This window comes from Mycobacterium sp. NGS40, from assembly GCF_059812735.1.
The window spans coordinates 75,155-96,364 of sequence record NZ_JCALDG010000002.1; the positions used below are offsets into that span (position 1 = coordinate 75,155).

Below are 21,210 nucleotides of genomic sequence, written 5' to 3' on the forward strand. Positions count from 1 at the left end.
CGCCGATTGTATATGCGCGTACCAATAGGTTTTTCCCGCATGAAGCGGCGGTGGCTAGCGCGTTTTCAGCTCGACGAACGGCGGGCGCACCACTTCGCACTGCGCCGCACGACCGCGCACGTCGACGGTGACCTGCTGACCGTCTTCGACCCCGGCGTCGGTGTCGATCAACGCCAGCGCGATGCCGGCCTGCAACGTCGGAGAAAACGTCCCGGATGTGGTGAGCCCGACCGGGTTTTCCCCGGCCAGCACCGTCAGCCCGGGCCGCAACACACCCCGGCCCAGCATTTTCAGACCCCGCAGCAGCCGGGCCGGCCCCGCCGACTTCTCGGCCAGCAGCGCATCGCGGCCGAAGAACGCGCTCTTCTTCCAGCCGATCGCCCAGCCGCAGCGGGCCTGCAGCGGCGAGATGTGCAGCGACAACTCGTGGCCGTGCAACGGATAACCCATCTCGGTGCGCAGGGTGTCGCGGGCGCCCAGACCGGCCGGTTCGCCGCCCGCATTCGACACCGCCGTCACCAGCGCGTCGAACACCACACCCGCGGTGTCCCAGGGCGGCAGCAGTTCGTAGCCGTGTTCGCCGGTGTAGCCGGTGCGGCAGACCCGCACCGGCACCCCCGAGAAGGAGGCGTCGGCAAAGGCCATGTAGTCCATGTCGCTCGGCAGCCCCAACTCGGCGAGCACCTCGCTCGAGCGCGGGCCCTGCACCGCCAGCACCGCGTAGGAGCGATGCTCGTCGGTGATCGTCAGACCCGACGGTGCGGCCGCCTGCAGCGCCTCGACCACCGCGGCCGTATTGGCGGCATTGGGCACCAGAAAGATCTCGTCGTCGTCGACGTAGTACGCGATCAGGTCGTCGATGACGCCGCCGGAGTCGGTGCAGCACAACGTGTATTGCGCCTTGCCGGGCTCGATACGGCCCAGGTCGTTGGTCAGCGCGGAGTTGACGAACTGGGCGGCACCCGGACCGCGAACCAGCGCCTTGCCCAGATGGCTGACGTCGAACAGGCCCACGGCATTTCGCGTCGCGTTGTGCTCGCTGACGGTGCCCGCGTACGACACCGGCATCAGCCAGCCGCCGAATTCGGCAAAACTGGCGCCCAACTCACGATGACGATCTTCCAGCGGTCCCCTGAGTGCCTCCGTCGCATCGCTCACGACGATCCACCCTAATCGTGGGAGCACCTGGCAGACTGCTGTAGGTGTCCGATTCCCTGGATTTCGAGGCGCTGGAAGCCGCCGGGGTAGCGAACGCGCGCGAGCGGGCCGACTTGATCAAATATCTGGACGACCTCGGCTTCACGGTCGAAGAAATGGCGGAAGCCGAACTCCGCGGCCGGTTGTTCGGCTTGGCCGGTGACGTTTTGTCGTGGTCGGGGCGACCGATTTATACGGTGCAGACCGCGGCCCAGGAACTCGGGATATCAGCCGAAGACGTCGCACGAGCCTGGGCTTTACTCGGACTGACCGTCGCCGGTCCCGATATTCCGGTGCTCAGCCAGGCGGACGTCGATGCCCTGGCGACCTGGCTGGCGATCAGGGCGGTCGTCGGCCATGAGGGGGCCTTCGGCCTGTTGCGGGTGCTGGGCGCTGCGATGGCCCGGCTGGCTGAAGCCGAGTCGACGATGATTCGCGCCGGGACACCGGATATTCAGATGACCCACACCCGTGACGAGCTCGCCACCGCACAGGCGTACCGCTCCGTCGCCGAGTTCGTCCCCCGGCTCGGCGCCCTGATCGACGTCGTGCACCGCCATCATCTGACCAGCGCTCGAACACACTTCGAAGGCGTTTTGCGCGACACATCGGCCGCCGTGGTGTGTGGTGTCGGTTTTGCGGATCTGTCCGGCTTCACCGCGCTGACTCAGGCGCTGACACCGGCCCAGCTGTCGCATCTGCTCAACGAGTTCGCCGGCACCGTCTCGGATGTGGTGCACGCCGACGGCGGCCGGGTCGTGAAGTTCATCGGCGACGAGGTGATGTGGGTGAGCTCGGCGCCCGAGCAGTTGCTGCGGGCGGCGGTTCACCTGGTGGAGCACCCCAAAGCCCGTGACGAAGGATTGCAGGTCCGCGCCGGCCTCGCGTACGGCACCGTCGTCGCCATCAACGGCGACTACTTCGGCAACCCGGTCAACCTGGCCGCCCGACTCGTGGCCGCAGCGGCCCCAGAACAGATCCTGGCCACCTCCGAGCTGCGCGACAAGTTGCCCGGCGTGCCCGCGCTCGCGTGTGGACCGTTGACGCTCAAGGGATTTGACGACCCGGTACCCGCGTTCGACCTGCGTGCGGGGACGCTGCCGAGCTAGACACCACCCCCGTTGACTAGGGTGTTTACGCGTGAGTACCGAACCGGGATACCAGGCTCCTTCTGTCACTGTGGCCACGTCGCTGTCCAAACGCGGTGCGGGTTCGTCGGTATTGGTCTTGCCGGTCGTTTCGACCGGTGACGAAGACCGGCCGGGCGCGACCGTAGCCGCCGCCGAACCCTTCCTAGCCGAGGAAGCCGTCGCCGAGATCCTGGCCGGCCTGCAGGCACTGGACGCCACCGGCGCCAGCGAACAGGTGCACCGGCTGGTGGTGTCGTCGCTTCCGGTAGCCAGCGTGCTCACCGTCGGCCTCGGGAAGCCGCAATCCGAGTGGCCCGCCGAAACCGTCCGGCGCGCCGCGGGGGTGGCCGCCCGCTCGCTGGGCAAGGCCGAATCGGTGATCACCACGCTGGCCGAGCTGCCCGGCGAGGACGTGGCCGCCGCCGCGGTCGAGGGACTGATCCTGGGCAGCTACCGGTTCACCGAGTTCCGCAGCGAGAAGACCGCGCCCAAAGACAAAGGGCTGAGCAAGATCACGGTGCTGGCCTCTGAAACAGGGCGGGCGAAAGACGCCAAGAAGCAGGTCGCGCACGGTGCAGCCGTCGCGGCCGCGGTCGCCACCGCACGCGATTTCGTCAACACCCCGCCGAGTCACCTGTTCCCCGCCGAATTCGCCAAACGCGCAAAGGCTTTGGGCGAGTCGGTCGGCCTCGAAGTGGAGGTGCTCGACGAGAAGGCGCTGCAAAAGGGTGGCTACGGCGGCATTGTCGGCGTTGGGCAGGGCTCGTCGCGGCCCCCGCGCCTGGTGCGGCTGATCCACCGCGGCTCGAAGCTGGCCAAGAAGCCCAAGCAGGCCCGAAAGGTGGCGCTGGTCGGCAAGGGCGTCACGTTCGACACCGGCGGCATTTCGATCAAGCCCGCCGCCTCGATGCATCACATGACCTCGGACATGGGCGGTGCCGCCGCGGTGATCGCGACCGTCACGCTGGCCGCGCAGCTCGAACTGCCGATCGACGTGATCGCCACCGTACCAATGGCCGAGAACATGCCTTCGGCGACCGCGCAGCGCCCCGGCGACGTCCTCACCCAGTACGGCGGAACCACCGTCGAGGTGCAGAACACCGACGCCGAGGGCCGGCTCATCCTGGCCGACGCCATCGTGCGGGCGTGCGAGGACGATCCGGATTATCTGATCGAGACGTCCACGCTGACCGGTGCGCAGACGGTGGCGCTGGGCGCGCGCATCCCCGGGGTGATGGGCAGCGACGAGTTCCGCGACCGGGTCGCCGCGATCTCGCAGCGGGTGGGCGAGAACGGCTGGCCGATGCCGCTACCTGACGAGCTCAAGGACGACCTGAAGTCTCAGGTCGCCGACCTGTCCAACATCAGCGGGCAGCGCTTCGCCGGCATGCTGGTGGCCGGGGTGTTCCTGCGCGAGTTCGTCGCCGACGGGGTGAGCTGGGCGCACATCGATGTGGCGGGGCCGGCCTTCAACACCGGTAGCCCCTGGGGCTACTCCCCCAAGGGTTCCACCGGCGTGCCGACCCGCACGATGTTCGCGGTGCTCGAGGACATCTGCGAAAAGGGCTAGTGAACGGCTAGCGGCTCAGCCGGTCGAGCACGGCCTTGCGGAATCGACGGCGCGGCCAGCCCGTCAGACCGTCGGCGGCCAGCGCGGCGCGGGCCGCGTTGCGTCCGCAGGCGCCGTGCACCGAGCCGCCCGGCGTCGCCGACGCGCTGCCCAGATACAGCCGCTCGACCGGTGTTTCGGCCCGGCCCATTCCGGGCGCGGGACGAAAGATCAGCATCTGATGCAACTGCGCGGTCCCGCCGTTGAGCGCCCCGAGGTGCAAATTGGCGTCGCTGGCCTCCAAGTCGGACGGGCGTTGCACAAAGCGGTCGATCACCGCCGCGCCGAAGCCGGGCGCATGCTCTTCGATGACCCGGTCCATCGATGCCGCCAGTTGCTGCGCCGAAGCGTCGTCAGCCACATTTCGCGGCAAATGTGTGTAGGCCCAGGCACTTTCGGTGCCCGCCGGTGATCTGCTGGGGTCTGCCGTAGTGGTCTGGCCCAACAGCATGTAGGGATGATCGGGCACCACGCGGGTATTCAGGTCTGCCATCCAGCGGATCAGGCCGTCCCCGTCGGCACCCAAGTGCACGGTGCCGACCGAGCTCAGACTCTTCGCTCGCCACGGAATCGGGGTTGCCAGCGCGTAGTTGACCTTCACCACCGGCGGATCCCAGCTGTAGTGCGCGAGGTCGCGACGCAGCGCGGCGGGAACCGCGTCGGGCGGCAGCATGTCGCAGAACAATCTGGGTGCGGTCACGTCGGCCACCACCGCACGACGCGCGTTCACTGTTCGTCCCTGCGCGGTGCTCACACCGACCGCGCGGCCGGCCCGCACGTGGATGCGAGACACGTTCTGATCGCACTCGATTCGCGCACCGGCCGAGCGCGCTCGCGCGATCAGCGCCGCCGTCAATTGACCGGAACCGCCCACCGGAACCGGCCAACCCTGATCCTGGGCCAGCATCGTCATCAGAAAGCCCATCGCGCCGCTGATCGGCGCGTCCGGTGGAACATCGGCGTGCATCGCGTTGCCCAACAACAACCTTCGCGGTGCCTCACCGTCGAACAGCTGGCTCGCCATGGCGTTGGCCGGCTGCACCAGCAGCCGCGCGACTCGGAGCGCTTCGGGCGTGCCGAGTCTGCGCAGCAGTCCCAGCAGCGGACGCACCGGCGGGAACGGCGCCAGCATCGCGTCCAGCAGCGGCGTCTTGATCTTGTCCCACAACTCCACCAGACGCCACCAGTTGTCGCCGTCGGCCGGGGATCGCCGCGCGAATTCCGCTGCCGTCCGGGCGGCGTCGGGGTAGACGACGGGCGGGTCGTCGTCGGCGCCGTCACGCGGGTGGCCGACCACTGCGGGCGCGCGCGACCATCGCAGCCCGTGGTCTTCGAGCCGCAGCGACCGCATGGCCGGTGAGACCACCGTCATCGGGTAGAACGAGCTGAACAGATCGGTAATGTAGCCCGGAGTCAGCTCGGCGCTGCGTACCGCGCCACCCGGCTCGGGTTGCGCCTCGAGCACCAGCACGTCCCAGCCGGCGTCGGCCAGCATCGACGCGGCCACCAGGCCGTGATGTCCGGCTCCGATGACGACCGCGTCTGCCGTATCCACGGCCACGGGCTACTTGACCTGGCTCGGCTCAAGGCGTTCGGCCAGCGCCGCCAGCCGCAGCAGGCACTCGCGGTTGCGCGGGTAGACGGCGGCCAGCGCCAGTCGGTCGGGGATGATCTTCATCGGACCCGTCGCGGGCACCTCGATCATGTCGATTCGGCATCCATCGCCAATGTCGTTGAGCCGCAGCGTAATCCGGGCAGCGCCAAGGACACCCAGGTGTGCACGAAGTATCAGTTCCTGGCCTGGAGTGCAGCTTTCGACGACGGTTTTGTCATTGATCACCAACGGCCAGACGCCCACCGAGTGCCGGATCGCCGAGCCAGGCTGCGGCCAGTCCGAGTCGACGGCGCGGGTACGGCTGTTGCCGACCACCCATTGGGTGTAGGTCCATCCGTTGGCCATCGCGTCCCAGACCTGCTGGCGGGAAGCGCGCACCTCCCGGCTGGTGGCCATCTGTTCCTTCGACGTCATGTGAAGTCCTTCGTATCGGGGTCTCGGCTCGGGTACCCCGGCAGCTGCGGCCCAAGCGCGGCAACCACGTCCGCGCGGCCGCCGGCGGACAGTTCACCGTTTAGCCACCTCTTTCGATGGATAACCTCCCTGCGATCAGTACTCGAACGGGAGGCGAATCATGACGGTGCGTCGGTTGATCCTTGCTGTAGCCGCCGTGCTGCTACTGGCCGGCGTGATCGGGCTGCTGGTGCCGGTCTCGGTATCCGACGGCAATGGCGGTTCTTTGGGGTGCGGGAACGCTGTTGTCGCGGATCTCACCGCGGCGCGTAACGCCAACGACAAGAGCGTGGCCAACATCCCGATCGTCAACCAGGTGGTGCCGCACACCGACTACGTGGCGCGCTGCGAGTCGGAGCTGGGTACCCGTCGGACCTGGACCATCCCCTTGACGATCGTCGGGCTCGTCGCGATCGCGGGTGCGCTGCTGGTGCGCCGTGAGGGAGCGCCGGCGGCCTGAGCGAAGCGGGCTGAGGGCGAGTCAGATCACCCGCAAGCGCGCGGTGCTACGCAGTGCTTGCGGCAGTAGCCGCGAAACCCCATACAGCGCATAGGCTTCCGGCGCCACGGGGCGAATCGGCGTGTTCTTGCGGACCGACGTCAAGATCGCGTCGGCGACCTTCTCGGGCCCGTAGCGGCGCAGCGCGAACATCTTGCCCAGCTGACCCCGTCGGCCGTCGACGTGGTCGTCGTGTTTGCCGGCGGGCGCGTCGAACCGGGTGGTGTTGATGATGTTCGTGTCGATCAGACCCGGGCAGATCGTGGTCAGACCGACGTTGGCGGCGTCGAGTTCGGCGCGCAGACAATCGGAGAACATGTACGTCGCGGCTTTGGACGTGCAGTAGGCGTTCAGCGACTGCAGGGGGGCGTAGGCGGCCATCGACGACACGTTGACGATGTGCCCGCCGGTGCCGCGCTCGACCAGGCGCCGCCCGAACGCCCGGCTGCCGTTCACCACGCCGCCGAGGTTGACGTCGAGCACCCGGTCGAACTGTTCGGCGGGGGTGTCCAGGAACTGGCCGGCCTGTCCGATGCCCGCGTTGTTGACCACGACGTCGGGCACCCCGTGGGCGGCGCAGACCCGCTCGGCGAACGCCTCGACCGCGTCGGTGTCGGACACGTCGAGCACGTAGGCGTGCGCGACCCCGCCGCGTGCGGCAATCGCGGCCGCGGTCTCCTTGACGGCGGCTTCGTCGATGTCGCTGACGATCAGCTCGGCGCCCTCCCGGGCAAACGCGTATGCGGTCGCGCGCCCGATACCGCTGCCGGCACCGGTGACCGACACCAGCGTGTCGCCGAAGGCCCGGCGGGGACGGCCCACCTGCGCGCGCAGCATCGCACGGCTGGGCGCCTTGCCGTCGGTCAGGTCCGCGAACTCGTGCACCGCGGCGGCCATCACCTGCGGGTGCGACATCGGCGAGAAGTGCCCGGCCCTGATGTCGCGGCGCCACAGCCGCGGCACCCACCGCCCGGTCTCGTCGTAGCCGTAGGGCCGGACGTACTGGTCGCGGGTGTTGACGATCAGCTGCACCGGCACGTCGACCGCGTGGATGGGTTGGCCGCGCACGGAGAACGAACGAAAGTAGTTGGCGGGATAGGTTTTAACCGAGCTGGCCGCATCCGCGGCCATGTTCGGGGAGTGATGGATCTGCTCAGCGGGAATGTTATCGACCACCATCCGCCGCAGCGCGCGCACCGAGAAGGCCGCCCGAATCAACAGCGGCGCCAGCACCGGGGCCGAGAAGAAAAGCATGTAGGTCAGCCGCAGCGCCTGACTGACCGAGCGGGCGAACCGACGCGGGCGCCACGGTTGGCGCAGTCCGCTGAAGATGTATTCCACGAGTTGCTCGTGGCTCGGGCCGGACACCGACGTGAACGACGCCACCCGGCCACCGGCGCCCGGGCGTTTCAAGTACTCCCAGATACCCACCGAACCCCAGTCGTGGGCCAGCACGTGCACCGGCGCGCCCGGGCTCAGTTCGTTTGTCACCGCCGCGAAGTCGTCGGCGAAGTGCGCCATCGTGTACGACGAGACCTTCTTGGGCGACCCCGACAGCCCGACGCCGCGGTTGTCGTAGCGCAGCACCCGGAACCGCTGGGTCAGCAGCGGTACGACACCGTCCCACAGCACGTGCGAGTCGGGCCATCCGTGCACCAGTACGACGGTGGGACCGTCGGGGTTGCCTTCCTCGTGGACGGCGACGCGGACACCGTCCGCGCTGTCGACGAACTGCTGTATTGCCGGCATCGAACTTCCGCCTCCCCGCGATCTAGCGTGACCGCCCCCTGACAATTCGGCCCACCGCAGCAAGCGGGTCAGCCCTGGTTGTGTGCCGACGCGGAGGCAATGACAGGATAGTTTCGACGTCAACTTGCAGACACCGCGGTGTGGTAAGTCAGATGTTGACCTGCGCAGACCCACGAGCGATCGAGGAGTCAAAAGACATGGCCTTCTCCGTCCAAATGCCGGCACTCGGTGAGAGCGTCACCGAGGGGACGGTCACCCGCTGGCTCAAGCAGGAAGGCGACACGGTCGAGCTCGACGAACCGCTTGTCGAGGTGTCGACCGACAAGGTCGATACCGAAATCCCCTCGCCGGCCGCGGGTGTGCTGACCAAGATCGTCGCCCAGGAGGACGACACCGTCGAGGTCGGCGGCGAGCTCGCCGTCATCGGCGACGCCTCGGAGAACGGCGCCTCCGCCGCGCCCAGCCAGCCGGCAGCCGAGCCGGAACCGGAACCCGAGGCCCAGCCGGAGTCGCAGGCCCAGCCGGAACCCGAGGCCCAGCCGGAACCCGAGCGTCAGCCCGAACCCGCTCCGCCGGCCGCGAGTTCGGGCAACGGCAGCGCGACCCCGGTGCTGATGCCCGAGCTCGGCGAGTCGGTCACCGAGGGCACCGTGACCCGCTGGCTCAAGAAGGTCGGCGATTCAGTCCAGGTCGACGAGGCGCTGGTGGAGGTGTCGACCGACAAGGTGGACACCGAGATCCCGTCGCCGGTGGCTGGAGTCCTGGTCAGCATCACAGCCGACGAGGACGACACCGTCGCCGTCGGCGGCGAGCTGGCCCGGATCGGCAGCGGCTCGGCCGCGGCCGCCACCCCGGCCCCGGCCCCCAAGCCGGAGCCCAAGCCCGAGCCGGCACCGGCGCCCAAGGCCGAGGCGCCGCCGGCGCCGAAGCCCGCTCCCGCGCCGGAGGCCCCGCCCGCGCCGAAGCCGCAACCGACGCCCGAGTCGGCCCCAGCCCCCAAGGCCGCACCGTCGGAGCTGGTCGCCGAGCCCCAGGGTGACGGCAGCCCGTACGTGACCCCGCTGGTGCGGAAACTGGCCAGCGAAAACAACATCGACCTTGCCTCGGTGAAGGGCACCGGGGTCGGTGGCCGCATCCGCAAGCAGGACGTGCTGGCCGCCGCGCAGCGCAAGCAAGAGGCCGCGAAGGCCCCCGCTCCGGCCGCTCAGGCTCCCGCCGCACCGGCGGCCAAGGCCTCGGCCGCGCCGACTCCGGCACCGGCGCTGGCCCACCTGCGCGGTACCACGCAGAAGGCCAACCGGATCCGGCAGATCACGGCCAAGAAGACCCGGGAATCGCTGCAGGCCACCGCGCAGCTCACCCAGACCCACGAGGTCGACATGACCAAGATCGTGGGACTGCGCGCGAAGGCGAAGACGTCGTTCGCCGAGCGTGAGGGCGTGAATCTGACCTACCTGCCGTTCATCGCCAAGGCGGTGATCGACGCGCTGAAGATTCACCCCAACATCAACGCCAGCTACAACGAGGACTCCAAGGAGATCACCTACTACGACGCCGAGCACCTGGGTTTCGCCGTCGACACCGAGCAGGGCCTGCTCTCCCCCGTGGTCCACAACGCCGGCGACCTGTCGCTGGCCGGGCTGGCCCGCGCGATCGCCGACATCGCCGAGCGCGCCCGGACGGGCAACCTGAAACCGGATGAGCTGTCCGGCGGCACCTTCACGATCACCAACATCGGCAGCCAGGGCGCGTTGTTCGACACCCCGATTCTGGTCCCGCCGCAGGCCGCCATGCTGGGCACCGGGGCGATCGTCAAGCGCCCGCGGGTGGTGGTCGACGAGAGCGGAAACGAATCGATCGGCGTGCGCTCGATCTGCTACTTGCCGCTGACCTACGACCATCGGCTGATCGACGGGGCCGATGCCGGACGATTCCTCACCACGGTCAAGCACCGGCTTGAAGAGGGAGCGTTCGAGGCCGACTTAGGTCTTTAGAAGGGCTTGAGCACATTGGCCAAGCCCGTCGTCGCGATTGCGGGTTCCTCCGGCCTGATCGGTTCCGCCTTGGCTGCGGCCCTACGCGCCGCCGACCATCGGGTGTTGCGCATAGTGCGCCGGACGCCGGCGAATCCCGATGAGCTGCGCTGGAATCCGGAGAGCGGCCAGTTCGATCCCGACGCGCTCAGCGAGGTCGACGCTGTCGTCAACCTGTGTGGTGTCAATGTCGGCAAGCGCCGGTGGTCGGGCGCGTTCAAGCAGAGCCTGCGCGACAGCCGCATCGCCCCGACGGAGGTGTTGGCCACCGCGGTTGCCGACGCCGGCGTCGAGACCCTGATCAACGCCAGCGCCGTGGGCTACTACGGCAACACCAAGGACCGCGTGGTCGACGAAAACGACCGCGCGGGAACGGGTTTCCTGGCCCGGCTCTGTGAAGACTGGGAGGCGGCGACGCTGCCGGCCCAATACGGCGGTGCCCGGGTGGTGCTGGCCCGAACCGGCCTGGTGATGGCCGCGGCGGGCGGCGCGTTGCGCCGGATGCGTCCGCTGTTTTCGGTGGGCCTGGGCGCCCGGCTGGGCAGCGGCCGTCAGTACATGTCGTGGATCAGCCTGGAGGACGAGGTGCGGGCGCTGCTGTTCGCGATCGGGCACCCGTCGCTGTCCGGGCCGGTGAACATGACCGGGCCCGCACCGGTGACCAACGCCGAGTTCACCACCGCCTTCGGCAGCGCGGTCAACCGTCCGACCCCGATGTTGCTACCGGCGGTCGCGGTGCGAGCCGCGCTCGGCGAGTTCGCCGACGAGGGGCTGTTGACCGGTCAGCGTGCCATCCCGTCGGCTCTTGAACGCGCCGGATTTCAGTTCCACCACAACACCATTGGCGAGGCGCTGGCCTATGCCACCGCGCGGCGCGACCAGGACTAGCGCCCTACGCGACGTCCGGGTCACCTTCCTCGTCGCAGAGCAGTTTCTGCGGGTGGTGGTAGGTGTTGGTGCGGGGTTGGCCGCGGTCGAGGTGCGGCGGCGGTATCCATTCGGTGTCGCCGTTCGCCCGTTTTCGGGTGCTCCAACCGCGCGGTTGCAGCAGGCGGTGGTGGGTGCCGCAGGCCAGGGTCAGGTTGTCGATGTCGGTTTCGTGACATTGGGCGTAGTCGGTGATGTGGTGGACTTCGCAGAAGTAGCCGGGGGTCGTGCATCCGGGCGCTGAGCAGCCACGGTCCTTGGCGTACAGCACAATTCGCTGACCCGGTGAGGCGAGCCGTTTGCTGTGATACAGCGCCACCGGCTTGCCGTTGTCGAACACGGTCAGGTAGTGATGGGCGTGGCGGGCCAGGCGGATCACGTCGCTGATCGGCAATCGGGTGCCGCCGCCAGTCGTTCCCTGGCCGGCCGCGGCGTCGAGTTCGGCCAGGGTGGTGGACACGATGATGGTGGCGGGTAGCCCGTTGTGCTGGCCCAGTTCTCCGGAGGCCAGGACCGCGCGCAGGGCGGCATTGAGGCCGTCGTGATGGCGTTGCGCGGTGGAGCGCGGATCGTGATCGATCGCGTCTTGGCTGGGCGCGCCGTCGACACACGGGGTGTCGTCGGTGGGGTTGCACATGCCCGGTGCGGCGAGCTTCGCCAACACCGCCTCGAGCGTGGCCCGGGCCTCCGGTGTCAGCCAGCCACTGAACGCCGACATGCCGTCGGCCCCTTGCTTGCCCAGGGTTATTCCGCGGCGCCGGGCCCGGTCATCGTCGGTGAAACTGCCGTCCGGGTTCAGGCAATCGGTCAGGTGTTCGGCGAACCCGGCGAGTTGATCGGGGCGATACTGGGTGGCCAGACGCGCCAGGTCGGCTTCGGCACGGGTGCGGGTCTCGATATCGATCCAGCCCGGCAACTGGTGGTAGAAGCGGCGGATCACCGCCACATGTTCGGTCCCCAGCTTTCCGGCTCGTTGGGCGGTGGCGGTCGCGGCCAGCACCGGTACCAACGGCTCCCCGGTCAACGCCCGCCGCTCGCCCAGGTCGGCGGCGTCGCGCACCCGCCTCCCAGCTTCGGCGCGGCTGATCAAGATCCAGTCCGCGATGGCATGGGAGAGTTTGCCGCCCAACTCCGCCGGGGTGGCTTCCTGCTGGAGTTGGTTGATCAGCCGGTGTTCACCGGCGGACAGGCGTCGGCGCACGTTTTCGTAGCGTTGCAGCCTCGTCAGGCGTTCGCGGGTGTCCAGCATGTGTGAGTCCAACCCGAGCACGATCTCGAGGGCCGCGTCCAAGGCATCAAACGCCGCGTCCTCGTCGATGGCCACTGCTGAACTCATACCCCGAAACTATCGACAATCACCGACAAAAAACCCGGCAATGTGACTACAGAAACACAAGTGGCACAAGAGATTTGACGAGTGTGCACTGGCGGCGATCGTCGCTCAAATATGGCCGCACGCGGCCGCCCCGACATCGTTGGGTCGAGGATCCAATCGCCTACCCAGCATCACGGAGCCAGTCGTACATCTCTCACCGTCGCGATGGGATTTGGGTTTCTACTGTCGTTCAACACAGATAAACATAAGCGGCACAAATACATTCACCGCGATGGTTGTTAGAGCGCGGTCGCGCTATCGGCCGTCTCGGCGTTCATCCGTCGGTCTCACTCTCCGCGAGGTGCTCGGCGACCTGTTGCCCCGCCTCGAGCACTCCACCAACTATCGAGCCAATGCCCGCCAGCGTTGGCACCGCCGGTATGTCGACGACAATGGTGACAATCGACGCCGCGACCTTCAGACAGCGACCGAGGAGCCTGAGCTTCGCGCGCCGTCGCCGGCGCCCATCCTTTCCCTGCTGGATCGTGGCGAGCTCGTTCTGAGCGCTGCAGACGGCCCCGGCCATTTGGTCAATGCCGTTCCGCAACTCTTGGGTCGCCGGCGCGGAGCCGGGGCGGTATCGCTCAAGTTGTCGCCTCAGGCTGCGGACCAAGTCTGCGGCCACCCGTTCATCGACGCCTGCCGCCACCAGGAGCTGGTACTCGTCGTCCTCAAAGTCGTCCAGACTCTGCAGAATCTCAGTGATGTCCGGCTGGCCGTCAATGACACCCCCCAGCACGCCCCAAAAATTGTCGTCCGACACCACCGTCTGAAAAAACTCACACAGCACTGACGCCGCGAGCCCAAATCGCTCCGGTCCTTGCTGGGTGTTGCGAAGGATAATCGCGGCCCGGTCGAATAGTTCGAGCAACCGGCCGCCGTCATATAGCGGGGGATGGGCCATCGCCACTCCTTGATCGATGACGTCCGTCGAGGCCCCCTACCCGGCGAACTCCGGTTAGAAAGCTATCGCCATTACCCCTTGCCTGCAATGACAAGTGGCGACGATTTATCCATCGGTGTCTCGTGGTCCGCCGCCCGGGGCGTAACCTCGCCAACGTGACAAGCTCCATCCGGTCCAGCGCGGCACCCATCGACGTCCGTCAACTGGGAACGGTCGAATACCGCACCGCCTGGCAACTACAGCGCGACCTGGCCGACACCAGGGTCGCCGAGGGCAGCGACACCCTGCTGCTGTTGGAGCACCCCGCCGTCTACACTGCCGGGCGGCGCACCGAGCCACACGAGCGACCGGTGGACGGCACTCCCGTAATAGACACCGACCGCGGCGGCAAGATCACCTGGCACGGGCCAGGGCAATTGGTCGGCTACCCGGTGATCGGACTGGCCGAGCCCCTGGATGTGGTGAATTACGTTCGGCGCCTTGAGGAATCGCTGATCAAGGTATGCCGCGATCTGGGGCTGGATGCGGGCCGGGTCGACGGCCGCTCCGGCGTCTGGCTGCCCGGCCGGCCCGCGCGCAAGATCGCCGCGATCGGTGTGCGGGTCTCCAGGGCGACCGCCCTGCACGGATTCGCGCTCAACTGCGACTGCGACCTGAACGCGTTCGAGGCCATCGTGCCCTGCGGCATCACCGACGCCGGGGTGACGTCGTTGTCCGCCGAACTCGGCTGCACCGTCACCGTCGACGAGGTTCGCGCGGCCGTCGCCGCGGCGGTGTGCGACGCCCTGGACGGGGTCTTACCGGTGGGGCCACCCGACGCCACCCGCGTAGCATCAGCAATGTGACTGTCGCTCCGGAAGGCCGCAAACTGCTGCGGCTCGAGGTGCGCAACGCGCAAACCCCGATCGAGCGCAAGCCGCCCTGGATCAAGACGCGGGCCCGGATGGGACCGGAGTACACCGAGCTCAAAAGCCTGGTCAAACGCGAAGGGCTGCACACCGTCTGCGAAGAGGCCGGCTGCCCCAACATCTTCGAATGCTGGGAGGACCGGGAAGCCACCTTCCTGATCGGCGGCGACCAGTGCACCCGCCGCTGCGACTTCTGCCAGATCGACACCGGCAAGCCCGCCGAGCTGGACCGCGACGAGCCCAGGCGCGTCGCCGAAAGCGTGCAGGCGATGGGGTTGCGCTATGCCACCGTCACCGGCGTCGCCCGCGACGACCTGCCCGACGGCGGGGCGTGGCTGTACGCCGAAACCGTGCGCGCCATCAAGGAGCTCAACCCGTCGACCGGCGTCGAGCTGTTGGTCCCCGACTTCAACGGCGAGCCCGCCCGCTTGGCGGAGGTGTTCGCGGCGCGCCCAGAAGTGTTGGCGCACAACGTCGAAACGGTCCCACGTATCTTCAAGCGGATTCGGCCGGCGTTCACCTACCAGCGCAGCCTGGGCGTGCTCACCGCGGCACGCGAGGACGGACTGGTCACCAAGAGCAACCTGATCCTCGGCCTCGGCGAGACGCCCGACGAGGTGCGCACCGCGCTGGCCGATCTGCACGACGCCGGCTGCGACATCGTCACCATCACCCAGTACCTGCGCCCGTCGGCGCGCCACCACCCGGTCCAGCGCTGGGTGAAGCCCGCGGAGTTCGACGAGTTCGCGCAGTACGCCGAGGGGCTGGGCTTCGCCGGGGTGCTGGCCGGGCCGCTGGTGCGATCGTCGTATCGGGCCGGGCGGCTCTACGAGCAGGTGGTACGCGGCCGCGCCTCCGACGCCCTGGGGTAACTCGAGGCCATCACGGGCGTGGCGCCTCGTATCCTTGGTGATTATGGCTAAACCCCGCACCACCGCCGAGAACAAAGCCGCCCGGGCAGCGGCGGCCGCCGAACACAAGGCCGCGGCCAAGGAGCGCCGCGGTCAGCTGTGGCAGGCGTTCAACGTGCAGCGCAAGCAGGACAAGCGCCTGCTCCCCTACATGATCGGCGCCTTCGTCCTGATCGTGGCCGTCTCGACGACGGTCGGTGTGCTGGTCGGCGGGTTCACCATGTTCACCCTGATCCCGCTCGGCGTGGTGCTGGGCGCGCTGGTGGCGTTCATCATCTTCGGGCGCCGGGCCCAGAAATCGATCTACCGCCAGGCCGAGGGGCAAACCGGTGCGGCGGCCTGGGTGCTGGACAACCTGCGCGGCAAGTGGCGGGTCACGCCGGGGGTGGCCGCGACCGGCCACTTGGACGCGGTGCACCGGGTGCTCGGCCGGCCGGGCGTCATCTTGGTCGGCGAAGGGGCAACGGGCCGCGTCAAACCGCTTCTGGCGCAAGAGAAGAAGCGCACCGCGCGACTGGTCGGCGACGTCCCGATCTACGACATCGTCGTCGGCAACGGCGAGGGCGAGGTACCGCTGTCCAAGCTGGAGCGTCACCTGACCAAGCTGCCGGCCAACATCAGCGTCAAGCAGATGGACACCCTGGAGTCGCGGCTGACTGCGCTCGGGTCGCGGGCCGGGGCAGCCGTGATGCCGAAGGGGCCGCTGCCGGGCGCCGGCAAAATGCGCGGCGTACAGCGGACGGTGCGCCGCAAGTAGGCGCGTCTAACGCCGGACGACGGCGGTGTTGGTCACCCGGTCCTGAATGCCCCGCCCGTCCCAGTCGGTGAACAACGCCGGCACCACCAGGGCGACCAGCAGCCCGCGCGCCGCCACGCGGCCCACACCCAGGCGTCCGTCCAACGCGGTCACCCGAAGGCCGAGCGCCAGCTGACCCGGGGTGAACCCGTACAGCCGCACCGCCACCACACCGAGCAGAAACCAGATCACCAACACCGCCGTCGACAACATCCGTTCGGAGAACATGCCGAACGCCATCGCCAGCGCCGCCAGACCGTATGCGATCAGCCAGTCGACCATCAATGCGGCCAGCCGGCGTCCCATCGACGCCAATGCGCCCGGGCCGCTCTTCGGCAAGCCGAGCGTCTCGCCGGGATACGCCGGGCGCGACTCCGGCATCATCGCCCCTTCGTCGCGTCGGAGCCGGCCGCCGACGGCAGGGACGGGTTGCTGCGCCCGCGCGGCCGACCAGATACGATTTTGCGGTCCATGGGCCTCACAATAGAACCCGCCGTTGCTCCACTCCGATCTGTGGGACGCGTGGTCACGTAACCTCCGCGCAACACGGGGTTGATGGGCGGGCAACATCACCTTCATAGCGTCAGGCCGCGGATTACCAAGCAAAGGAGCAATCAGTGACGGAAAAGACGCAGGATGACGTCTTCAAACTCGCCAAAGACGAAAACGTCGAATTTGTCGACGTCCGGTTCTGTGACCTGCCCGGCATCATGCAGCACTTCACGATTCCGATTTCGTTCTTCGACGAAAGCATCTTCGAAGACGGCTTGGCCTTCGACGGCTCGTCGATTCGCGGCTTCCAGTCGATCCACGAGTCGGACATGTTGCTCCTGCCCGACCCCGCGACCGCGCAGATCGACCTGTTCACCGAACACAAGACGCTGAACCTCAACTTCTTCGTGCACGACCCCTTCACCCTGGAGGCGTACTCGCGCGACCCGCGCAACGTCGCCCGCAAGGCGGAGAACTACCTGATCAGCACCGGTGTCGCCGACACGGCCTACTTCGGCGCCGAGGCCGAGTTCTACATCTTCGACTCGGTGAGCTTCGACTCGCGCACCAACGGCTCGTTCTACGAGGTGGACGCGATCTCCGGCTGGTGGAACACCGGCGAGCCCAGCGAGAACGACGGTTCGCCCAACCGCGGCTACAAGGTGCGCCCCAAGGGTGGGTACTTCCCGGTGGCCCCCGTCGACCACTACGTCGATCTGCGCGCCGAGATGCTGTCGAACCTGATCAAGGCCGGCTTCAGCCTGGAGAAGGGCCACCACGAGGTGGGCACCGGCGGTCAGGCCGAGATCAACTACAAGTTCAACACGCTGCTGCACGCGGCCGACGACATGCAGTTGTACAAGTACATCGTCAAGAACACCGCCTGGCAGAACGGCAAGACCGTCACCTTCATGCCCAAGCCGCTGTTCGGTGACAACGGCTCCGGCATGCACACTCACCAGTCACTGTGGAAGGACGGCAGCCCGTTGATGTACGACGAGACCGGCTACGCCGGCCTGTCGGACACCGCGCGCCACTACATCGGCGGACTGCTGCACCACGCGCCGTCGCTGCTGGCGTTCACCAACCCGACGGTGAACTCCTACAAGCGGCTGGTGCCCGGCTACGAAGCGCCGATCAACCTGGTCTACAGCCAGCGCAACCGGTCGGCGTGTGTGCGTATCCCGATCACCGGCAGCAACCCGAAGGCCAAGCGCCTGGAGTTCCGTTGCCCCGACTCGTCGGGCAACCCGTACCTGGCATTCGCCGCCATGCTGATGGCCGGCCTGGACGGCATCAAGAACAAGATCGAGCCGCAGGCGCCGGTCGACAAGGACCTCTACGAGCTGCCGCCCGAAGAGGCCGCCAACATCCCGCAGGCGCCAACCCAGCTGTCCGCGGTGATCGACCGGCTGGAAGAGGACCACGAATACCTCACCGAGGGAGGCGTTTTCACGCCCGACCTGATCGAGACGTGGATCAACTTCAAGCGCGAGAACGAGATTCTGCCGGTCCAGATCCGGCCGCACCCCTACGAGTTCGCGCTGTACTACGACGTCTGAGTCGGCTTAACGACAACACCCGCGTGGCAATCGCCGCGCGGGTGTTGTCGTCGATGCGGGTCAATTCCTGCCGATGCCGCCTCGTCGCCCGGGACCGGCGCCGGGACCGGGACCACCGCCGCCCGGGCCGGCGCCCGCACCGGGACCCGAGCCCAACCGCCCCTGGCCTGGACCGCCACCGGCCCCCTCGCCAGCGCCGGGACCGGGGCCGTCACCGGCGAGGGGGCCCGAGCCGGGACCATTGCCCGCGAGCGGACCGGAGCCATCGGGAGCCTGCCGCGACGGGGCCGGCGCCGCGGGTTGCGGAGAGGCCTCGGCCGCCTCGGCCGGTGGCGGAGCGCCTTTCGGTGTCTGAGTCGCGGGCGCGGCCTGCTGCTGTGTCGCCTGCTGCTGTTGCGGTTGCCCCTGCGGCTGCTGGGCCTGCGTCGTCGCCTGCTGTTGAGTGGCCTGCCCTTCGGGTTGACCACCCTTTTGGGTCGGCTCAGCGGCCGGCGGCGGAGCTGACTGCGCGGTAACCGGCGGCGCGGTGCCGGTCGCAGGCGGCGGATTCTTCGTGACCGGATCGGCCGGGAACGGCGCCGGGGCCGCGGGTGCGATGGCTTGCGCGGTCCCGTCGGCAGACACGATGGGTGCCACCGTGATCAAACCCGCGGCCAATACGGACCCAGCGGCCAACCCGAGGCCGACGGTGCGACAACGCGACGCGTGACTCATGTGCGATCCTTCGCTGTATGTTTTGCGCGAAAACGTATCTCGCACAACAAAACCAGGCAGCGACATCGCGGAGTTTTCGACAGTTGGTAATCGCCCGTTCGCTAACGTCGCGGGCGGATCCCGCCGCAGGCCGCCGGCCTACTCGTATCCGGGGCGACCGAGCGTCACAGCAAGTTGCCGGAGCAACGCGGTCCGGAACCGGTCGGCCGAGGGGCTGGGAAACCGCAGCACCCGCGGAATCATGGCGCCGACGATCGTGGCGAACAGCAGATCCACGACGTCGTCCGCGGCGATCGAAGGCGTGAAGACGCCGGCGTCGCGGCCCTCGATCACCGTGCGCAGAAACGGCGCCCGGTAACGGGCCCAGCCCTCTTCGCCGTAGTCCCGCAACTCCCCGTCGCGGATGCCCGAGCGCCAGAACTCGATCAGCATCTGGTGGTTGCGCAGCGGCGTATTGAGGTTGCGGTCGATCATCGCGACCAGGCGGTTCCACGGGTCGTTCTCGGCGTCGGCCACGGCCTCGAGCGCGGCCACCTCGACTTCAGTCGCATGCCGCATCGCCTCGATCAGCATGTCCTCGCGCGAGCCGAAGTAGTTCTGCAGCGTGCTGATCGCCGTACCGCTGGCCTGCGCGACATCGGCGAACCGGGCATTTTCGTACCCTCGATCCGCCAGCACCCCGGCCGCGGCTTCGACGGCCGCGGTCCGGCGTGCACCCCCGGCCCGGCGTGTTCGACGTTCGACAGCCATTTTTGTATGGTACGGAAATACCGGGTCCGGGCAAGCCAGGGGTCCCGGCGCGCCCTAGGCGGCGGAACGCGGCGGGATGTTGTGGTTGAGCCGGAATCTGTTGTACGGGTCGTAGCGCTGTTTGACCGTCTGCAATTTGTCGTAGACCTCGGGCTCATAGACCCGCCTGATACGCCCCCCGGATACGTCGGCCGGTCCGACGAAGCTTGGGTTGGTCATCTCGTGCAGCCAGGGCCGCAGTGCCGCAAGGAGTTCACGGCCCGAGTCACGGTAGGCCGCGACGTCTTGTCCCGGCGGCACTACGGTAAGACCGAACATCGCATACGCGGCGTCACGGGCTCCTACCGCGTTGGGGAACGGCGCCGGCCTGCTGAAAGCTCCTTGCAAATGCCGGATATCGACGATGTTGATCGTGCTGCCGGAATCGGGCCCAACCGTGTCGACGATTGCCTTGACGGTCTCGTCGGTCAGTTCTCGAAGCAGTCCGAAATGCTCGACCGCGGGCGCGGGATCGGTCGGGTCGTTGCTGATGGTGGCGAACTGGGTGTATGGGATGCTGGCCACGGTGTCCGCTAGCGTAGGCGCCGCCGCGCGCAGCGGGTCGATCAGCTTCGAGCCAATCTCGGCTTCGCCGACGTACGACACTCGTACCGCTATGGTCAAGTGCCCCTGCATGAATGGCGGTACGCCGGGCAACGGGGGCAGGTTCAGCACTGCGAATGATGTCGTCAACTCGTCGGGCGCGGACGCGGTGAGTTCTCGGTACGCCTGCAGTACCTGCCGGATGTGCTCACCGGAGTAGAAGAGTGCACCGGCATACAACTGTGTCACCGGGAAGAGCGCGAATTTCATCGCCACCACCACGCCGAAATTGCTCTTGCCGCCAAGTAAGGCACCGAACAAATCGGATTCGGATTCTGCTGACACACAGCGTAGTTGGCCATCAGCGGTCACCACGTCGATGGCACTGACATGATCGGCGGCCCACCCGTACTTACGGCCCATCGTCGAGCTTGCCCCGCCGCTGAGTGTGTAGCCGACAACGCCGACGCCGGGTGAGGAGCCTGGCAGCGGAGCCAGCCCGTGCAACGCGGCGGCGTCGACCAGCTGACCGAAGCGAACCCCGGCATCGACTCTTGCACAATGCTTTTCGGGGTCGATGACGAGGTCGGACATTCGTCCCAGGGTGATCATCAACGTGTCGTCCGAGGCGGCCACGCTCGGCCCGTGGCCGGTGTTGAGAACGGCGATGTTCAAGCCGTGCCGCGCTGCGAACATTACCGCCTCGGATACGTCCGCGGCGTTGCCGGCGCCGACGACGAGCGCGGGCCGGTGCCGCACCGCCATATTGAACACCGCCACCTCGTCGTCGTAGCCCACATCGTCAGCGGTGAAGACCGGTCCCCGCAAGGCGCCCCGAAGTTCTGGAACACCGTCCCGCCATGATGCCATCGCCGCCCCTTTCGCTGGCACTTCCGGTATTAAAATACGGTATCATGATACCGACATGTGGGGCGAGGCGTGAACGAGATCGCCCGCGCAGCATCAAGCGCGGCATCGCTGCTACTGGTAGTGGCCGCAGCCGG

General features: G+C 67.8%; 19 protein-coding genes. 9 read left to right on the top strand and 10 right to left on the bottom strand.

The annotated features are described in order from the left end of the window. Positions 1-54: 54 nt before the first annotated feature. Positions 55-1,158: a glycine cleavage system aminomethyltransferase GcvT gene (gene gcvT / locus AC5Y5O_RS03835; RefSeq protein WP_500023832.1), complete on the bottom strand. Its 1,104-nt coding sequence runs from the start codon at positions 1,156-1,158 to the stop codon at positions 55-57. Between the two features lie 44 nt (positions 1,159-1,202). On the opposite strand from gcvT, the gene AC5Y5O_RS03840 reads away from it, so the two are divergent. Both AC5Y5O_RS03840 and AC5Y5O_RS03845 read left to right on the top strand, forming a co-directional pair. Next, positions 1,203-2,306 carry an adenylate/guanylate cyclase domain-containing protein gene (locus tag AC5Y5O_RS03840; RefSeq protein WP_500023834.1) on the top strand — a complete coding sequence of 368 codons (1,104 nt, stop codon included), beginning with the start codon at positions 1,203-1,205 and terminating at the stop codon, positions 2,304-2,306. 31 nt (positions 2,307-2,337) lie between these two features. Next, positions 2,338-3,897, top strand: a complete 1,560-nt coding sequence (locus AC5Y5O_RS03845; protein ID WP_500023836.1) for a leucyl aminopeptidase — start codon at positions 2,338-2,340, stop codon at positions 3,895-3,897. Positions 3,898-3,904: 7 nt separating this feature from the next. Here AC5Y5O_RS03845 and AC5Y5O_RS03850 read toward each other — a convergent pair whose 3' ends face one another. Together AC5Y5O_RS03850 and AC5Y5O_RS03855 are read right to left on the bottom strand one after the other, a co-directional pair. Further along, positions 3,905-5,497 (bottom strand): phytoene desaturase family protein, encoded by a 1,593-nt coding sequence (locus AC5Y5O_RS03850; RefSeq protein ID WP_500023838.1) that lies wholly within the window; start codon positions 5,495-5,497, stop codon positions 3,905-3,907. Between the two features lie 3 nt (positions 5,498-5,500). Further along, on the bottom strand, positions 5,501-5,965 hold the full coding sequence (locus AC5Y5O_RS03855) for an SRPBCC family protein (protein WP_500023840.1): 465 nt from the start codon (positions 5,963-5,965) through the stop codon (positions 5,501-5,503). Between the two features lie 160 nt (positions 5,966-6,125). Here AC5Y5O_RS03855 and AC5Y5O_RS03860 point away from each other — a divergent pair, with 160 nt between their 5' ends. After that, positions 6,126-6,464, top strand: a complete 339-nt coding sequence (locus tag AC5Y5O_RS03860) for an aminopeptidase (RefSeq protein WP_096288685.1) — start codon at positions 6,126-6,128, stop codon at positions 6,462-6,464. Between the two features lie 21 nt (positions 6,465-6,485). Here the strand turns inward: AC5Y5O_RS03860 and AC5Y5O_RS03865 are convergent, their stop codons facing one another. Continuing rightward, positions 6,486-8,252: an SDR family oxidoreductase gene (locus AC5Y5O_RS03865; RefSeq protein WP_500023842.1), complete on the bottom strand. Its 1,767-nt coding sequence runs from the start codon at positions 8,250-8,252 to the stop codon at positions 6,486-6,488. A 197-nt stretch (positions 8,253-8,449) separates the two neighbouring features. Between AC5Y5O_RS03865 and sucB the strand changes: the two genes are divergently transcribed. Next, positions 8,450-10,246, top strand: coding sequence for a 2-oxoglutarate dehydrogenase, E2 component, dihydrolipoamide succinyltransferase (gene sucB / locus AC5Y5O_RS03870; protein ID WP_500023843.1), 1,797 nt, complete (start codon positions 8,450-8,452; stop codon positions 10,244-10,246). 15 nt (positions 10,247-10,261) lie between these two features. Beyond that, positions 10,262-11,173: a TIGR01777 family oxidoreductase gene (locus tag AC5Y5O_RS03875; RefSeq protein ID WP_500024121.1), complete on the top strand. Its 912-nt coding sequence runs from the start codon at positions 10,262-10,264 to the stop codon at positions 11,171-11,173. A gap of 4 nt (positions 11,174-11,177) precedes the next feature. Here AC5Y5O_RS03875 and AC5Y5O_RS03880 read toward each other — a convergent pair whose 3' ends face one another. Then, positions 11,178-12,548 carry an HNH endonuclease signature motif containing protein gene (locus AC5Y5O_RS03880; protein ID WP_096288689.1) on the bottom strand — a complete coding sequence of 457 codons (1,371 nt, stop codon included), beginning with the start codon at positions 12,546-12,548 and terminating at the stop codon, positions 11,178-11,180. Between the two features lie 313 nt (positions 12,549-12,861). Further along, complete coding sequence (locus AC5Y5O_RS03885) at positions 12,862-13,458, bottom strand: hypothetical protein (protein ID WP_500023845.1); 597 nt, start codon at positions 13,456-13,458, stop codon at positions 12,862-12,864. A 188-nt stretch (positions 13,459-13,646) separates the two neighbouring features. Here AC5Y5O_RS03885 and lipB point away from each other — a divergent pair, with 188 nt between their 5' ends. The 3 genes from lipB to AC5Y5O_RS03900 are packed head-to-tail and all read left to right on the top strand — an operon-like array spanning position 13,647 to position 16,067. Further along, a complete protein-coding gene (lipB, locus tag AC5Y5O_RS03890) occupies positions 13,647-14,336 on the top strand; it encodes a lipoyl(octanoyl) transferase LipB (RefSeq protein ID WP_500023847.1) in 690 nt (229 codons plus the stop codon). Then, the gene (gene lipA, locus AC5Y5O_RS03895) at positions 14,333-15,271 is read left to right on the top strand and encodes a lipoyl synthase (protein ID WP_500023849.1); all 939 of its coding nucleotides are present in this window, start codon (positions 14,333-14,335) and stop codon (positions 15,269-15,271) included. Before lipB ends, lipA begins: the two co-directional genes overlap by 4 nt. Before the next feature lie 43 nt (positions 15,272-15,314). Then, positions 15,315-16,067, top strand: coding sequence for a DUF4191 domain-containing protein (locus tag AC5Y5O_RS03900; RefSeq protein WP_500023851.1), 753 nt, complete (start codon positions 15,315-15,317; stop codon positions 16,065-16,067). Between the two features lie 6 nt (positions 16,068-16,073). Here AC5Y5O_RS03900 and AC5Y5O_RS03905 read toward each other — a convergent pair whose 3' ends face one another. Beyond that, entirely contained in the window at positions 16,074-16,490 is a 417-nt protein-coding gene (locus tag AC5Y5O_RS03905; protein ID WP_096288697.1) for an RDD family protein, read from the bottom strand. Between the two features lie 233 nt (positions 16,491-16,723). On the opposite strand from AC5Y5O_RS03905, the gene glnA reads away from it, so the two are divergent. After that, the gene (glnA, locus tag AC5Y5O_RS03910; protein WP_096288699.1) at positions 16,724-18,160 is read left to right on the top strand and encodes a type I glutamate--ammonia ligase; all 1,437 of its coding nucleotides are present in this window, start codon (positions 16,724-16,726) and stop codon (positions 18,158-18,160) included. Positions 18,161-18,220: 60 nt separating this feature from the next. Here glnA and AC5Y5O_RS03915 read toward each other — a convergent pair whose 3' ends face one another. From AC5Y5O_RS03915 to AC5Y5O_RS03925, 3 genes are all read right to left on the bottom strand, one after another. After that, a complete protein-coding gene (locus AC5Y5O_RS03915; protein ID WP_500023854.1) occupies positions 18,221-18,874 on the bottom strand; it encodes a hypothetical protein in 654 nt (217 codons plus the stop codon). A 138-nt stretch (positions 18,875-19,012) separates the two neighbouring features. Next, the gene (locus AC5Y5O_RS03920; protein WP_096288703.1) at positions 19,013-19,624 is read right to left on the bottom strand and encodes a TetR/AcrR family transcriptional regulator; all 612 of its coding nucleotides are present in this window, start codon (positions 19,622-19,624) and stop codon (positions 19,013-19,015) included. 54 nt (positions 19,625-19,678) lie between these two features. Then, on the bottom strand, positions 19,679-21,076 hold the full coding sequence (locus tag AC5Y5O_RS03925; RefSeq protein ID WP_096291223.1) for an FAD-binding oxidoreductase: 1,398 nt from the start codon (positions 21,074-21,076) through the stop codon (positions 19,679-19,681). Positions 21,077-21,210: the final 134 nt, after the last annotated feature.

Bases quoted from the DNA above. Each gene is read 5' to 3' on its own strand.
- AC5Y5O_RS03855 (WP_500023840.1), bottom strand. From the start codon at position 5,965: ATGACGTCGAAGGAACAGATGGCCACCAGCCGGGAGGTGCGCGCTTCC.
- AC5Y5O_RS03860 (WP_096288685.1), top strand. From the start codon at position 6,126: ATGACGGTGCGTCGGTTGATCCTTGCTGTAGCCGCCGTGCTGCTACTG.
- AC5Y5O_RS03865 (WP_500023842.1), bottom strand. From the start codon at position 8,252: ATGCCGGCAATACAGCAGTTCGTCGACAGCGCGGACGGTGTCCGCGTC.
- sucB (WP_500023843.1), top strand. From the start codon at position 8,450: ATGGCCTTCTCCGTCCAAATGCCGGCACTCGGTGAGAGCGTCACCGAG.
- AC5Y5O_RS03880 (WP_096288689.1), bottom strand. From the start codon at position 12,548: ATGAGTTCAGCAGTGGCCATCGACGAGGACGCGGCGTTTGATGCCTTG.
- AC5Y5O_RS03900 (WP_500023851.1), top strand. From the start codon at position 15,315: ATGGCTAAACCCCGCACCACCGCCGAGAACAAAGCCGCCCGGGCAGCG.
- AC5Y5O_RS03905 (WP_096288697.1), bottom strand. From the start codon at position 16,490: ATGATGCCGGAGTCGCGCCCGGCGTATCCCGGCGAGACGCTCGGCTTG.
- AC5Y5O_RS03915 (WP_500023854.1), bottom strand. From the start codon at position 18,874: ATGAGTCACGCGTCGCGTTGTCGCACCGTCGGCCTCGGGTTGGCCGCT.
- AC5Y5O_RS03920 (WP_096288703.1), bottom strand. From the start codon at position 19,624: ATGGCTGTCGAACGTCGAACACGCCGGGCCGGGGGTGCACGCCGGACC.
- AC5Y5O_RS03925 (WP_096291223.1), bottom strand. From the start codon at position 21,076: ATGGCATCATGGCGGGACGGTGTTCCAGAACTTCGGGGCGCCTTGCGG.